Consider the following 14,060-nt stretch of genomic DNA (forward strand, 5'->3'; position numbering starts at 1 on the left):
TGCATGCGTTATTTAATGGGTTGATTACGCACGGGATACATAAAGACCTGAGCGCGTATCAATCACAAGCTTGTCTCCTTCATTAACGAAGAACGGTACTTGAACGACATAACCGGTCTCAAGCGTTGCCGGCTTCGAACCGCCCGAAGCCGTGTCTCCCTTAATTCCTGGTTCCGTTTCAGTAACTTCGAGAATAACGGTATTTGGCAACGCAACACCAAGCGTTTCACCTTGATACGATTGAACGTTACATTCCATGTTTTCTTTCAAGAAGTTCAGTTGTTCAGAAATTTGGCTTGCATCGAGATCCAACTGTTCGTAAGATTCCAAGTCCATAAATGTATACGTATCGCCGCTTGAATAGAGATACTGCATTTTACGGTTGTCGATCCGTGCCGGATTTACTTTTTCGCCGCCGCGGAACGTTTTTTCCTGAATGGCCCCCGTACGCAGATTTCTCAGCTTTGAACGAACAAACGCCGCACCTTTTCCAGGTTTAACATGCTGGAACTCGATAACAGAAAGAATATCGCCGTCCACTTCAATGGTCAAACCTGTTTTAAAATCGTTTACAGAAATCATAAGCTTCCTCCTTTAAGTACACCGCTGCCGCAGGCTCATCCGCGCCAGTCTTTAAAAAAATAGTAAAAACTATGTCTGTAAAACGTTCATGTCCACACTCATGAAAAAAGCATCATTTCCTATAAACGAAGGAAATAAATGCAGAAAAACGTGTTGATTAAGGTTTTTTTCAGCCTAATCTAACGAGACGCGCAGACAAATTCACTCTTGACATTTTACCACAGCATTATTGATTTGAATAGTTGCTTCCCCCCGTTTGTTCCTCAAAATCAAAAGAAATCGAGTAACCAACAAACAATCCATACAACGCAAAAAGGCAAAGTGTTGTCGATGTCGTATTCCAGCCAAGCCGAGCAGGTTCAGGTAGACCGTGTAGAAACGGCTGAAACAAGAAAAAGACAATAAACCATAATAAAAGACCAAAACTAACCGAGAACCACATTGATTTAATTCTGCTGAAAACAAATAAATAAAGCTCTGCGATTAACAGAGAGAGTAGTGACATGACCGCCACCGCAATCAGCTGTCCATAGACGGAGTCCTTCCCTGTCCAGTAAGGAAACACTGCGAAGATCAAGGACGGACCAACCTTTGAAAAATTCAGCAAATAGCATAGGAGACCGATTAACCCCCAAAACAGTCCGCCAAATAAACCGGTTATCGCTGTACGCCCGATCGACATGGCAAATAAATGCTTCGCTTTTTTATTCGTCTTTCTTCTGCGTTTAGCCATCATTTACCCCTCACAATACGAATGGTTACCATGAAGTATGCGCCTCTTTGTGGATAATCATGTATTTCTTTAAACAAATGAATACGGTCGGAAAGGAATATTGATCTAGAAAACTATGAACAGAAAGGGGTACATATCTAGAGGTTTTAAGTGAATTCGGGTAGAATAAGAATAAGTAACAAGGAAAAACAAATCATTGATGAGAAGCGGGCTGATTAGGTAATGGATAAAATTCTTCCTATATACGGTGGTCAGGCGGTCATTGAAGGTGTCATGATGGGCGGTAAGCACACAACAGTAACTGCTGTGCGCCGGAATGATCAATCCGTCACCTATTTTGAAGTACCCAAGAAAGAAATGCGTGCTCTTGCACCGTTTCGAAAAATCCCAGTGATTCGCGGCATTGCAGCCATTATTGAATCCAGTGCACTTGGCACAAAGCACCTCAATTATGCAACGGAGGTGTATGATGAAGATCCAAATGTGATGAAGAAAGAAGAACCAAAGAAGCGCTTTAATCTTGAGGCAATCATTGGCTTGACTGCACTTGGTATCCTATCGTTTTTGTTTGCAAAGTTTGTTTTCACACTTGTCCCGGCTTTTGCGGCAAGCTTATTTGAACCGCTGATATCGGGAACTGTTGCTCAGGTTCTGCTCGAAGGCTTTTTCAAGATTCTGCTTCTTGTCGGCTATGTTTATTTTGTCTCTTTGACGCCGATGATGAAAAGGCTGTTTCAGTATCACGGTGCGGAGCATAAAGTAATTAATACCTTTGAAAGTGGTGCAGATCTGACGGTGGCCAATGTAAGAAAGCATTCACGGCTTCATTATCGCTGCGGTTCAAGCTATATCCTGTTCACTGCGATCATTAGTATCATCCTTTATTTCTTTGTCCCTGCAGAACCGCTGACACTTAGACTCCTTTCCCGAATCGCGCTGATTCCCTTGGATTTGGGTCTTGCCTATGAAATTCTTCGATTAACGAATAAGGTTCGCCATATTCCTGTGCTGAAGTGGCTCGGTTACCCGGGACTTTGGGTTCAATTGCTCACAACAAAGGAGCCTGACGATAAGCAAATTGAAATTGGCATCTATGCCTTTAAAGAAATGCGACGCAAAGAAAAAGACATTGAGCAAAAACAGTCACTTGTGCGACAAGTGCTCTAATTTTAACGGAGGTGAGTGTCCGTGAAAACGTTTCTCTATTCATTAGGCTTCGTAATTATTGGAGGTCTCGGACTATTCGGCCTGCTTTCTATGTTTATGCCAAGTCAAAAGACAGTCATTCTGACTCAATTGTTCATCATTGCACTAATAATGATCATTGGTTTGTTCTTTTTCCGACGTTTGGCAGAATGGACCGGTCATGGAGATCAGACGCGTTATAAAAGAGCAGCGCGTCAGTCGCGAAAAAGAAGACAAATCGTTTCATTGCATCACAAAACGCATATGCTGCGCTCGACCTCACCCAAGTTTAAGGTGATTAAAAACAACGCTCACTCTGCTTACACACGAAACGCACACCAAGCAAAAAAACAAAGTCACTTAACGGTCATCGAAGGTCGAAAAAATAAGAAAAGAAAACGACTTTTATTTTAAACCTTAAAACATAACCAAAGAAGAGAGCGTCTCATAAGTCTTAAGACCTTGAGGCGCTCTTATTATGTGCTTAAGAAAACGTGATGATGCACGGATCCATATCGACTTCTACGACAAACTCAGCGTCCGAATGAATCTAATAGGACCACTTTTTGAGAAACTGTTCGGCGCTGCCTGCACCAATTTGAAACAAGCGTTCCCGTTCTTTTGCAGATATTTGGAAGTCCTTTGTTGTTACTTTATCAACAGGCAGACCAATAATGTTGGATTCTTTAAATTTATCGATTGCGCGTTCATCGTGAGCTTCTCGCATCGCATTAAATAATCCGCGAAAGAGTTCAACCGCATTTCTGATTTTCTTCTTCTCTAGATTCTCCGATTCCTTATCGACAATCTGCAGACCGACAAACGGACGCACAGGAAGTGCTTCGTCTCGATTGAAGATCCAAAGCGGAAAATTACTTAGAATGCCTCCATCAACGATCAGCGATTTCACCCCATCCGCATCATAGAGCGGAACCGGCTCAAAAAAGAAAGGCAAGCTGCAACTCATTCGCACTGCACGTGCTACTGAAAAATGGAGCGAATCCAGTCCATAATCTTTTAAATCATCAGGAATGACAAGCAGCCGTCCCTTGGTCACGTCTGAGACAATGATTTTCAGGCGGTCTTTAGGGAGATCTGCAAACGTCTCAATTCCTTTCTCACGAAGCAGTGTATTCATCCACTTTTCAAGATGGTTACCTGGAAATAAGCCCATCTTGAAGTAAATACGTATCCATTTAATAATTGGGAAGCGAATATGTGCCGTTGGTTCAATCAGTTTGTCAGTATCCATACTGCCCATGATTTGTTTTAATTCCTCAGCTGAATAACCTGCTGCAACAAGAGCTGCAACAATCGAACCGGCGCTCGTACCTGCTGTCCGCTTAAACTGATAACCCGCGTTTTCAAGCACGCGCAAAGCGCCTGCAAACGCAAAACCTTTAACTCCGCCGCCCGAAAAAACAATATCAATGTACACCCGCGATCCCCCCTACTACCATTAGATGACCGCACATGCAAAATGAGACCGGAAGATTTTCATCTCTCGATCTCATCAAAAATCATTCTTCTTCGTCCGCTCGTTCTTTTATTTCCAATAGCTGTCCGACACGTTTCGGATCCTCTTCGAAATATTGAACAACATCGCCGATTCGGTCAATAGAATCCCAGCTTAAGTGATGTTCAATACCCTCAACGTCTTTATAAACATTCTCTTCATGCACGCCAATCAGCTTTAAAAAATCTTCGAGAAGCTCGTGCCGATACACTAGCCGCTTCCCCATTTTCTTGCCCTTAGGCGTCAAAATAAAGCCGCGATATTTTTCATAGATAAGGTATTGATCCTTACCCAATTTCTGAACCATTTTTGTTACTGATGAAGAATGAACATCAAGTGCTTCCGCTATATCGGAAACCCTTGCATAGCCCTTATCTTGAATCAGCCAGTAAATTCTCTCAATGTAGTCTTCCATACTCGGAGTAGGCGACATCGTGTCTCCCCCTAACCACTTCATCTTTTCTTACTCATGTTACTATAACACTCCTTAAAAAACAAGAATTTGTCGGCATCTGGAAAGCGGAATCAACGTCATTCGGACTGGTTTCATGCCTTTCATAAATTGAGACAAATCGTTATAATAAAATGTGAAATGAATTAGGGGGACGACGAGTCATGGGCTGGATTATTTTAGTTGCAATGATCGCCGCATATTTCGGTTATTTTTTTATCGCCAGATTTATGCAGCGTCGCTATCTTACCACATTATCCGACGTTGATTTTCGAGCAGGCTATCGTAAAGCTCAGTTAATTGATGTCCGGGAACCGAATGAATTCAAAAATGGTCATATCCTTGGTGCGCGTAATATTCCGCTGACCCAGTTGAAGATGCGCCATACGGAAGTGCGTCATGATATGCCAATCTATTTGTATGACAGCAATGGTACACGAAGTGCACGTGCTGCTGCTGTACTAAAGAAAATGAATTATTCAAATCTCTACCAACTTGAAGGCGGCTTTAAGAAATGGAACGGTCGCGTCAAAAAAGGATAATCGAACGGCCGTTAAACCGTTGACAAAATGAAGACCCAACTCGCATCAGTATCCGGGTTGGGTCTTCGTTTTCTTTGCACAAATAATCTTGAACAGCCGTGACGCGCTAAACAGCACTTCGTTATTCTTTCACATAACGAAGTACCGGGTGGCGTGCCGCACGTGTTTCATCCAATCTGCCGATCACGGTTTGATGCGGCGCTTCTTGGACCTTTTCCGGTGCTGATTCAGCCTCCTTTGTAATCTCGATCAGATGATCAATGAATGCATCCAAAGTTTCTTTGGATTCCGTCTCCGTTGGTTCGATCATGAGTGCCTCATCAACAAGAAGCGGAAAATAAATAGTCGGCGGGTAATAGCCGAAATCGAGCAATCGTTTCGCCATATCCAAAGTACGGACACCTAACTTCTTCTGCCGACTTCCGGACAATACAAATTCATGTTTGCACAGCCGCTTAAACGGTGTTTCAAAGTAGCCGGATAACCGTTTTAACATGTAATTCGCATTTAGGACGGCATCTTTAGACACTTGCAACAGCCCCTTGCCGCCCATCGTGCGAATATAGGCGTAAGCACGGACATTGATTCCAAAATTACCATAGAAAGCCTTGACACGCCCAATTGACTGCGGTCGATCAAAGTCTAATCCGAACAATCCGTTCTCACGTTTCATAATCAACGGCTTCGGAAGAAACGGTGCCAAGTCGACTTTAACACCAACCGGACCTGACCCCGGACCTCCACCGCCGTGCGGGCCAGTGAATGTTTTATGAAGATTAAGATGAACAACGTCGTAGCCCATATCACCCGGACGCGTGACACCCATAATCGCATTCATGTTTGCACCATCGTAATAAACCTTGCCGCCTGCTTCATGAATGATCTCTGCAATGTCTTGTATCTGCGTCTCGAACAGCCCTAAAGTATTCGGATTCGTGAGCATCAGTGCTGCTGTGGTTTCATCAGCGACGCGTCTAAGATCATCCAAATCAACCAAACCATTTTCATTCGACTTAACAGTCACCGCTTCAAATCCCGCAACTGCAGCTGAAGCAGGATTCGTACCATGAGCTGTATCCGGAACAATAACTTTGGTACGTTTGAAATCACCGCGAGACTCATGATACGCGCTAATAATCATTAGTCCGGTCCATTCGCCATGCGCACCTGCAGCGGGCTGCAAGGTAACGGCATCCATTCCCGTTATTTCCTGCAGATTTTCTTGAAGACGATACAGCAGCTCAAGTGCGCCTTGCACCGTCTGTTCATCCTGATACGGATGGATTTTCGTCAACCCGTCAAGCCGCGCAACCTGTTCGTTCACCTTTGGATTATACTTCATCGTACAAGAACCAAGCGGATAGAAACCATTGTCAACCCCAAAATTTCTACGAGACAAGGCTGTATAATGGCGGACGAGTTCAAGCTCTGAAACTTCTGGAAAATGTGGTTCGTCTTGACGCAGATATGCTTCACCAACCAATTCGGTAAGCGGTTTTTCCGGAACATCAAGTTCAGGAAGACTAAACGCTACTCTTCCTTCTTTGCTGCGTTCAAAAATGAGCGGCTGATTTTGATTATCCAACTGAAATCCCTCCAAGCGCTTTAACAAATTGGTCTATCTCGTTTTTCGACCGCATTTCGGTAACTGCAACAAGCATCTTATTCGTGTAACCTTCATAGGATTTACTTAAGTCGTATCCACCAATGACGCCTTGGGCAAACAATGCACGGTTAACTTCTGAGACAGGTCGCCCACAGTCGATCACAAATTCATTGAAAAACGCCTGATTTGTAACGATCTTAATCCCATACTTTTGAAACTGCTCAGCCGCATAGTGAGCCTTTTGAATATTTTGCTTTGCCAGTTCACGAATTCCTTTCTTGCCGAAGGCCGTCATCGCTACAGAAGAAGCCAACGCATTCAAGGCCTGATTCGAGCAAATGTTGGAGGTTGCTTTCTCTCGTCGAATATGCTGTTCACGTGCTTGGAGCGTCAGCACATACCCACGCTGTCCCTTTTCATCAACAGTCTCCCCGACCAACCGACCAGGCACTTTGCGGATTAATTTTTTCGCTACTGCAAAATAGCCGCAGTGCGGGCCACCGAAGGATTCGGAAATGCCGAGCGGCTGACAGTCGCCGACAACAATATCGGCATTGAAACGGCCAGGCGGTGTCAGAAGCCCTAATGACAGCGGATTACTGGAGACGATCAGATGTGCGCGCTTCACGCGGTGTACAATTTGTTCAATTTCATTCAGCGGCTCAATTTGTCCGAAGAAATTGGGATACTGCACGATCACACATGAGGTAGCGTCATCCGTTGCAGCTTCAAGGGCTTCAAGATCTGTTGCTCCATCTTTCATCGGTACGGTGACAACATCGAGACCGCGTCCATGTGCATAGGTAGCGAGCACCTCTCGATATTCTGGATGAACGGATTCAGACACGATTACTTTCTTATTTCGCGTCACACCATTTGAAAGCAGTGCAGCTTCAGCTAAGGCTGTAGATCCGTCATACATCGATGAGTTTGCCGCCTCCATGCCGGTCAGCTCACAAATTAAGGTCTGAAACTCGAAAATTGCCTGAAGCTCTCCTTGGGAAACTTCCGCTTGATAAGGCGTATAAGCCGTGTAAAATTCTCCACGTGAGATCACACTATCTACAACAGAAGGAATATAATGGTCATAGACCCCCGCTCCAAGAAAAGACGCGTATTCAGTTGTACTTGCATTCTTTTTCGCAAGTGCAGAGAAAAAACGAATTAATTCCGGTTCGGACAATTTGGATTCAAGATTCAACTCACCCTTGAAGCGAATTTTTTCAGGAACATCGGAAAACAGGGCTTCATCGGAATGAATCCCAATGACATCAAGCATATCGTGTCGATCTTTTTCAGTTAACGGTAGGTAGCGAAACTCTGACATTTAATTTCCTCCTCAAGATCTCTTATAAAAAGGGGTTTTTACGATTTTAGCTTTTTTTCGTTTGCCGCGTACATCAACGTCAACTTCTGTACCGAGTTTCGTCCACTCACTGTTCAGCAACGCAAGGCCGAGATTCTTGCCGATTGTTGGTGCCTGCGTTCCGGTAGTAACCTCGCCGATCTCTTTGTCTCCTGCATAAACTTTATAATGGGATCGCGGAATTGCTCGATCAATCATCTCCAGACCAACAATTTTGCGCTTTAATCCTCCTGTTTTTTGTGTAATAAGCGCCTGCTTGCCAATAAAGTCAATCGGCTTATTTGTTTTCACCGCAAAACCAATTCCAGCTTCCAAAGGCGAAATTGTGGAACTCAGTTCTTGACCATAGAGAGGCAGACGCGCTTCGAAACGAAGCGTATCGCGTGCACCTAAGCCGCATGGGATAAGTCCATCGGATGCTCCTTTTTCAAGCAATGCATTCCAGATGCTGCACGCTTGGTCCCACGGGCAATAGAGTTCAAGCCCGTCTTCACCAGTATATCCCGTTCGTGAAACAAGACTGTCTACACCATTTAAAGAAACGTGTTTTGCAAATTTAAAGTGTTCTATACTTGTCAGATCATAGTCTGTAATCTTCTGTACGCTGTTCAGCGCATGAGGACCCTGCACTGCGAGCAGAGCGATTTGTTCTGATCGATTGGTTAAATTTATCGATTGAGGAGCATGTTCGGAGAGCCAATTAAAATCTTTATCAATATTTGCTGCATTAACAACCAGTTGGTAATGGTTCGTATCGAAACAGTAAATTAACAAGTCATCAACAGTACCGCCGTCTTCATAACACATCGCGGTATAAAGTGCATCGCCCGGATGCGCTTTCGCAACATCATTTGTTACCATTTCTTGAAGAAACTGTTGTGCGCCTTCGCCTTCAACACCAAACTCGCCCATATGTGACACATCAAAAATCCCTGCTGCTGTGCGTACTGCATGGTGTTCATTTTTGATTCCAGTCATTTGGACTGGCAATAGGTAGCCGCCAAAATCAATTAACTTTGCGTTCTGACTTTTATAATAATTGTAAAGCGGCGTAATTTTCAAATCCGGCATCTCGACTTTTCCTCCGCCCATTCTCAATTTTGTTAGTGTGCCTATGATCATTGAATAAACGATGGAAAGCACTGTACGCTCTAGCCGTTCGCTTGTCGCAGGACGCGGTGACTTCTGCGTTGCATACGGGACGTGCTTTCACAGGATGTGCACGCCTTTAGCGGAAGTTCCTTTACTTCGCAGAAAGTTCCTCTTCATGCCGCTAATTGTCGTACCAGCAAGACAAAATTATTGAACTTTCTTTACCTGCAAAAAAAAAAAGACAGAGGAAGACACATTGTGTCTTCCTCTGTCCCTGATACCTGAAAGTTTATCGCTCTACTTGAGTAAAAGCGGTATCCCCTTTGGTAGCCCCGTGGCACTCTCCAGAGGTGCGTCCGCTATAAGTCCTTTGGCCTGAGAGATTCACTGTACGTTTGCTCCTTCGGCGACTGCTTCATAGCAGTCTCTCCCCATAACGTCATCCGCAATTCATTCAATTAATCATCGTTTAACCCAAGTTATTATGGTACATACTAACAGTGTTATCCTAACATTTTCTCTGTGAACTTCGCAATACTTTGTTCACAAATTTTTAACATGTACAGGTGCAGGCGATGAAACCAATCATTCACTTTGACAGAAGTTGGTATGAATCATTTTTTAAACACATTGAAGAAGATGGACCCTGGGCGAAATCGGAACTATTTTCGCTGGCCTACCTTGCAGAACAGGCAAGAACCGTCCCCACATTTCACGGATTAATCGCACCAAGCAGACTGCCGCTTTTGAAGCCTCACCCTCATCAGGTTGAAACCGCCCGAATCGTTATTGAGGAGATGCATGGAAAAGCGATTCTCGCTGATGAAGTCGGTTTGGGAAAGACCATTGAAGCAGGGCTTATTATCAAGGAATATATGATCCGCGGACTGGTGAAAAAAGTGCTGATTCTTGTTCCTGCATCCTTAGTGCTTCAATGGGTTTCAGAACTGAATTCCAAGTTTTATATTCCTGCTGTACCCCAGCGGAAGACTTACGTTTGGAGTCAGTGCGACGTCGTCGTTTCTTCAATTGATACCGCAAAACGCGAACCGCATCGCGATATCGTACTTGACCAAGATTATGATTTAATCATTATAGACGAAGCACATAAGTTAAAAAATCACAAAACAAAAAACTATCAATTCGTTCAATCGCTCAAGAAAAAATTCTGTCTTTTACTCACAGCGACCCCGATACAGAATCGGCTCAGCGAGATCTTCTATCTTGTTTCGCTTCTCAAGCCTGGCTATTTAGGTGATGCTGAGAGTTTCGCCAAGAACTATAAATCCGGAAGCCATGCCGTGAGAAATGAAGAAAAACTTAAAGCACTGGTAAATCAGGTGATGGTACGTAACCGCCGCGAAGATACCGGCCTTCGCTGGCCGAAGCGAATTGTTAAAGCGTATGATATTCCTTTTTCAATGGCGGAAAAAGACTTCTACGACAGCCTTTTCGAATTAAAGGAAAGAGGGATGATTCAGCCCTTCTCACTGCTCACTCTGCAACGCGAGGCGTGCAGCAGCAGAGAAGCCGCCTTTACAACCTTAAACAAAATCTACAAAGAAACGGCACATCCAATGAATGAGCGGCTTTGGCATCATATTTTTGAAAAAATGAATGCGATTAAGCAAAATGCCAAAGCGAAGAAAACATTGGAGCTCATCCAACAAATTAATGACAAAGTTATTATCTTTACCGAATATCGAGCTACACAGCTTTTCCTGCAATGGTTTCTGAAAAAAAACGGAATTTCATCGGTGCCGTTTAATGGCGGGTTTAAGCGTAGCAAAAAAGATTGGATGAGGATGCTTTTTCAAAACAAAGTACAAGTATTGGTTGCAACGGAAGCAGGCGGTGAAGGAATCAACCTTCAATTTGCCTGCCACTTGATTAACTATGATTTGCCTTGGAATCCGATGCGGATTGAACAGCGAATTGGCCGTATTCATCGATTGGGGCAGGAAAAAGATGTTCATATATATAATCTAGCCACGCGCGGGACCGTGGAAAGCCACATATTGAACCTGCTTTACAATAAAATACATCTGTTCGAACAGGTCATCGGCGATTTGGATCGAATTCTTACACATATTGATCTTAAAGATGTCGACAAACAAGTGGCTCATATTTTTGAAGAATCCGAATCTGAGGGAGAAATTAAAGTGAAGCTGGACAATTTAAGCAGTGTCATCAACTTTGAACAAAATCATTTATCTGAAGGTGATTCTCATGCAGCAGACGGAAATTCATGACTTTCTTGTGCGTTTTTTTTCAAGCGCTGAATGTGAACTGCTCCCTGTTGCAGACGATCACGATCAATTAAAGGTCAAACTGACAAAAGCGATGGACAAACGATTGATGAACCGCCCTTTTTATTGGCACTATATTGAGCAGATCGGTGCAGAGCCGGAGACCGCTGTACTCAATTTTCGGTTCAGCGATCGTATTCAAGAAGGAGAGTTTATTCACTCCGGTTCGCCGCGATTACATCAGATACTCGATGCATCCGAAAAAATGGGGCGTTATATTCGCATGTATCAAGTCATTGCAAATAAATTGTCTCCCGCGCTGGAGCCATGGCTCTGCATAAATATGAAAGTGAGCTATCAATGTGACTTAAAGAAGGACCGTATCTGTTCTATGGGGCTGCAATTAATAAATGGAACAATGATTGAAGGCTTTCAGTCGGTACTTAACACCTTACATCTAAGTCAAAAGCTTCCGGACTATTGTTATACGCTTCGTCCGCTGATCACCATAAAAAGCGGGCTCACACGTATCGAACATTTTATCGAGTCCGAGCTGCAAAAAGAAAACTTCGATTGGGCCGATCACGCTGCCACGCGATGGGGCAAGGATTTGCAGCTGCTTGACGCTTTTTATGAACATCAGGAAGAAAAACCAGAGCGTTATGTTCAGGAGAAGCAAGCACTAAAAGAACAATATCAACCGCAAATAGAAGTCACATTGATCAATGCCGGGCTTTTTTTTCTTCAATCAGCCGCCTTCCTGCCAGACTTAATTAAAGACCGTTAATCATCTGAAACACCGGCAGCAGTATAGAAAGAAACAGAAGGAGAATTAATCCGCCAATGACGACTAAAAGTGTCGGCTGACACAGGGACAGCAGCCATTTAGAACGCTGCTCCATCCGATCCATCAACCGTATGCTGTAGCGATGCAGTGCGTCGCCAAGTGTTTCCTGAAAGGCTGCCTGTTCGATCATCATCGGTAATTCAGGCAAATAGTAAGAAACATCGGCAAGGATACTGCTTAATGTATGCCCTTGAGTCAATGCCTCTTTCAAGCGATTGGCCTCTCTTTTCAAAAAAATTGAAGTTCTATTTTCAGACAGTATATGAATGGCTTCTTTCATGCTTAACCCTGACCGTAGAAGACTGCTGAGCTGAAAAGAAAGCTGATGGGTGTAATACAACTGAATGAATGGTGACAGAACGGGAAGACGAGCAGCAAACTGTAACCGCACCAAGAGGTCAATCCGGCGGCTCAAAACGTAGCTGATGACGAGTAGAAGAAGGAATAACGCACCGAACACAAGAAGTTCCGTTAAATGATTGGCCAAGGATAACATCGTTTTTGTGATTGCCGGAAGCTCCAAGGACATGGACCGATAGAGCTGAATAAAGTTCGGGAGAAGAAATTTTCCAATGACATACAATACTAATCCAAACATCCACACGAGAAAAAGCGGATAACGCATGACTCGTCGCAGCGACTGCACATACTTTTCTTTGCGCTGCATCGCCTTTCCATTCTCCAATAGTGCCTTAGATAACTGACCGCTTCGCTCCGCAAAATAGATGGCGCTTGCTACCTCCTCCGGAAATCGGTGCGCGCGAAGCAACTCATGCAACCTTTTTCCGGATCGCAATTGATGCTGCAAATGCGTCCGAAACGCGCGTTCATAGCGATGCCCAATCGGTGCGCGCAGTGACGCATTGAGTGAGTATCCATAATTCAACGATTCGCCAAGATTGATTAGCAATTGTGCCTGCTGCTTCCTAGTCAAATTTTTCTGAAAGAACATCCTCGGCACCCCTCCTCGCCGCATCTCTCGCAATCCAGCCGGACTCGATTCCTTCTTCTAAATAATCTTCAATTGTCTTGTAAGATAGCGAAGCCGTGCGCGACTGCCTTCCGGATAAATAATCATGCAGCGGCATTCCTGCTAAAATTTCGAATAACCCGGTTCGTTTTGGGTGATGTCGATGGGGACATTCAGGATTGCATACTTGCCCGCAGTTCGGGCATTGAATGGTGACAAGCCGTTCTGCAATTACTGCAACCAATGTTTCTTTCAAGTCAAACCGAGCAATCCCCAATTCGGCCATTCGCTGCAGCGTTGTCACGGCATTTGATGCATGGACGGTCGACAGAACAAGATGACCGCTTAATGCTGCACGAATCGCAATTCTTGCTGTCTCTTCATCACGAATTTCACCAATCATCAGAATATCCGGACTGTGCTATCCATTTGAGAATATTTGTTCCCATTTGTATCCCCTTCGATTTCCCCTATCTATTAATTTTAATGCATTAATCATTTACGTGTATTTTTTATGATTTTTAAAAAGTGTGGTCAAAATGTGGTCATGGCGTTTGCATATTCCGCTAACTGCATCATATCTATATGGCATGGAGGTGATGTGATGGCGAAGCGAGGATTAAATACCACGTTTGATGAAGGAATTTACTCTGCTTTTAAAAGCAAGTGCGAATCGAATGGCTTGGGAATGAATGAAGTTCTGCAATTATTTATGGTTGAGTACATTAACGGAAATTATGAAGTGGAAAAGAAAATGTCATTGAAGAAAATGTAAAAGGCAACCCGATCCCCTGGCAGAGATTCCGGATTGCCTAGCCGTCAGCGCAAGGGCCAACGTAAGTATTATAACCGATCAGAGACCATCTGACCAATAAACCTATCGGCCCGCTGACCCAAAAACCCTGACTTTAGCTTTTGTTT

General features: G+C 43.9%; 15 protein-coding genes and 1 riboswitch. Of the genes, 6 read left to right on the top strand and 9 right to left on the bottom strand.

The annotated features are described in order from the left end of the window. Window positions 1-24: 24 nt before the first annotated feature. Both efp and AA84_RS0105695 read right to left on the bottom strand, forming a co-directional pair. A complete protein-coding gene (efp, locus tag AA84_RS0105690) occupies window positions 25-582 on the bottom strand; it encodes an elongation factor P (RefSeq protein ID WP_028976416.1) in 558 nt (185 codons plus the stop codon). Window positions 583-808: 226 nt separating this feature from the next. Further along, window positions 809-1,315: a YqhR family membrane protein gene (locus AA84_RS0105695; RefSeq protein WP_028976417.1), complete on the bottom strand. Its 507-nt coding sequence runs from the start codon at window positions 1,313-1,315 to the stop codon at window positions 809-811. Window positions 1,316-1,537: 222 nt separating this feature from the next. Between AA84_RS0105695 and AA84_RS0105700 the strand changes: the two genes are divergently transcribed. Further along, window positions 1,538-2,482 carry a DUF1385 domain-containing protein gene (locus AA84_RS0105700; RefSeq protein WP_028976418.1) on the top strand — a complete coding sequence of 315 codons (945 nt, stop codon included), beginning with the start codon at window positions 1,538-1,540 and terminating at the stop codon, window positions 2,480-2,482. Window positions 2,483-2,503: 21 nt separating this feature from the next. Beyond that, window positions 2,504-2,914: a hypothetical protein gene (locus tag AA84_RS0105705; protein ID WP_028976419.1), complete on the top strand. Its 411-nt coding sequence runs from the start codon at window positions 2,504-2,506 to the stop codon at window positions 2,912-2,914. Window positions 2,915-3,050: 136 nt separating this feature from the next. On the opposite strand, the gene AA84_RS0105710 is transcribed toward AA84_RS0105705, so the two are convergent. Beyond that, the gene (locus AA84_RS0105710) at window positions 3,051-3,938 is read right to left on the bottom strand and encodes a patatin-like phospholipase family protein (RefSeq protein ID WP_028976420.1); all 888 of its coding nucleotides are present in this window, start codon (window positions 3,936-3,938) and stop codon (window positions 3,051-3,053) included. 82 nt (window positions 3,939-4,020) lie between these two features. Further along, complete coding sequence (gene mntR, locus AA84_RS0105715) at window positions 4,021-4,449, bottom strand: transcriptional regulator MntR (RefSeq protein WP_028976421.1); 429 nt, start codon at window positions 4,447-4,449, stop codon at window positions 4,021-4,023. Between the two features lie 182 nt (window positions 4,450-4,631). Here mntR and AA84_RS0105720 point away from each other — a divergent pair, with 182 nt between their 5' ends. Beyond that, window positions 4,632-5,009, top strand: coding sequence for a rhodanese-like domain-containing protein (locus AA84_RS0105720; RefSeq protein WP_010027739.1), 378 nt, complete (start codon window positions 4,632-4,634; stop codon window positions 5,007-5,009). A 121-nt stretch (window positions 5,010-5,130) separates the two neighbouring features. Here AA84_RS0105720 and gcvPB read toward each other — a convergent pair whose 3' ends face one another. From gcvPB to gcvT, 3 genes are read right to left on the bottom strand one after another with little or no spacing between them, the layout of a single operon-like run. Then, window positions 5,131-6,594 (bottom strand): aminomethyl-transferring glycine dehydrogenase subunit GcvPB, encoded by a 1,464-nt coding sequence (gene gcvPB / locus AA84_RS0105725; RefSeq protein ID WP_028976422.1) that lies wholly within the window; start codon window positions 6,592-6,594, stop codon window positions 5,131-5,133. Then, window positions 6,587-7,942: an aminomethyl-transferring glycine dehydrogenase subunit GcvPA gene (gcvPA, locus tag AA84_RS0105730; protein ID WP_028976423.1), complete on the bottom strand. Its 1,356-nt coding sequence runs from the start codon at window positions 7,940-7,942 to the stop codon at window positions 6,587-6,589. Before gcvPA ends, gcvPB begins: the two co-directional genes overlap by 8 nt. Before the next feature lie 12 nt (window positions 7,943-7,954). After that, window positions 7,955-9,052: a glycine cleavage system aminomethyltransferase GcvT gene (gene gcvT, locus AA84_RS0105735; protein ID WP_028976424.1), complete on the bottom strand. Its 1,098-nt coding sequence runs from the start codon at window positions 9,050-9,052 to the stop codon at window positions 7,955-7,957. 374 nt (window positions 9,053-9,426) lie between these two features. Then, a riboswitch (glycine riboswitch) is annotated at window positions 9,427-9,516 on the bottom strand. Window positions 9,517-9,648: 132 nt separating this feature from the next. Between gcvT and AA84_RS0105740 the strand changes: the two genes are divergently transcribed. Both AA84_RS0105740 and AA84_RS0105745 read left to right on the top strand, forming a co-directional pair. After that, window positions 9,649-11,325 carry a DEAD/DEAH box helicase gene (locus AA84_RS0105740; protein WP_028976425.1) on the top strand — a complete coding sequence of 559 codons (1,677 nt, stop codon included), beginning with the start codon at window positions 9,649-9,651 and terminating at the stop codon, window positions 11,323-11,325. Continuing rightward, window positions 11,303-12,109 (top strand): YqhG family protein, encoded by an 807-nt coding sequence (locus tag AA84_RS0105745; protein ID WP_028976426.1) that lies wholly within the window; start codon window positions 11,303-11,305, stop codon window positions 12,107-12,109. The genes AA84_RS0105740 and AA84_RS0105745 overlap by 23 nt, the downstream gene beginning before the upstream one ends. Here the strand turns inward: AA84_RS0105745 and comGB are convergent. Both comGB and AA84_RS17150 read right to left on the bottom strand, forming a co-directional pair. Next, window positions 12,096-13,121, bottom strand: a complete 1,026-nt coding sequence (comGB, locus tag AA84_RS0105750) for a competence type IV pilus assembly protein ComGB (RefSeq protein ID WP_028976427.1) — start codon at window positions 13,119-13,121, stop codon at window positions 12,096-12,098. The two genes, AA84_RS0105745 and comGB, sit on opposite strands and share 14 nt — an antisense overlap. Then, window positions 13,096-13,548 carry an ATPase, T2SS/T4P/T4SS family gene (locus AA84_RS17150; protein WP_328286230.1) on the bottom strand — a complete coding sequence of 151 codons (453 nt, stop codon included), beginning with the start codon at window positions 13,546-13,548 and terminating at the stop codon, window positions 13,096-13,098. Before AA84_RS17150 ends, comGB begins: the two co-directional genes overlap by 26 nt. A 195-nt stretch (window positions 13,549-13,743) precedes the next feature. Between AA84_RS17150 and AA84_RS18925 the strand changes: the two genes are divergently transcribed. Beyond that, window positions 13,744-13,914 carry a hypothetical protein gene (locus tag AA84_RS18925; protein ID WP_160168698.1) on the top strand — a complete coding sequence of 57 codons (171 nt, stop codon included), beginning with the start codon at window positions 13,744-13,746 and terminating at the stop codon, window positions 13,912-13,914. Window positions 13,915-14,060: the final 146 nt, after the last annotated feature.

The sequence above is a fragment of the Sporolactobacillus terrae DSM 11697 genome (assembly GCF_000648615.1).
Taxonomy (GTDB): domain Bacteria; phylum Bacillota; class Bacilli; order Bacillales; family Sporolactobacillaceae; genus Sporolactobacillus; species Sporolactobacillus terrae.

Bases quoted from the DNA above. Each gene is read 5' to 3' on its own strand.
- mntR (WP_028976421.1), bottom strand. From the start codon at position 4,449: ATGTCGCCTACTCCGAGTATGGAAGACTACATTGAGAGAATTTACTGG.
- gcvT (WP_028976424.1), bottom strand. From the start codon at position 9,052: ATGCCGGATTTGAAAATTACGCCGCTTTACAATTATTATAAAAGTCAG.
- AA84_RS0105745 (WP_028976426.1), top strand. From the start codon at position 11,303: ATGCAGCAGACGGAAATTCATGACTTTCTTGTGCGTTTTTTTTCAAGC.
- efp (WP_028976416.1), bottom strand. From the start codon at position 582: ATGATTTCTGTAAACGATTTTAAAACAGGTTTGACCATTGAAGTGGAC.
- gcvPA (WP_028976423.1), bottom strand. From the start codon at position 7,942: ATGTCAGAGTTTCGCTACCTACCGTTAACTGAAAAAGATCGACACGAT.
- comGB (WP_028976427.1), bottom strand. From the start codon at position 13,121: ATGTTCTTTCAGAAAAATTTGACTAGGAAGCAGCAGGCACAATTGCTA.
- AA84_RS18925 (WP_160168698.1), top strand. From the start codon at position 13,744: ATGGCGAAGCGAGGATTAAATACCACGTTTGATGAAGGAATTTACTCT.
- AA84_RS0105695 (WP_028976417.1), bottom strand. From the start codon at position 1,315: ATGGCTAAACGCAGAAGAAAGACGAATAAAAAAGCGAAGCATTTATTT.
- AA84_RS0105700 (WP_028976418.1), top strand. From the start codon at position 1,538: ATGGATAAAATTCTTCCTATATACGGTGGTCAGGCGGTCATTGAAGGT.
- AA84_RS0105720 (WP_010027739.1), top strand. From the start codon at position 4,632: ATGGGCTGGATTATTTTAGTTGCAATGATCGCCGCATATTTCGGTTAT.
- AA84_RS0105740 (WP_028976425.1), top strand. From the start codon at position 9,649: ATGAAACCAATCATTCACTTTGACAGAAGTTGGTATGAATCATTTTTT.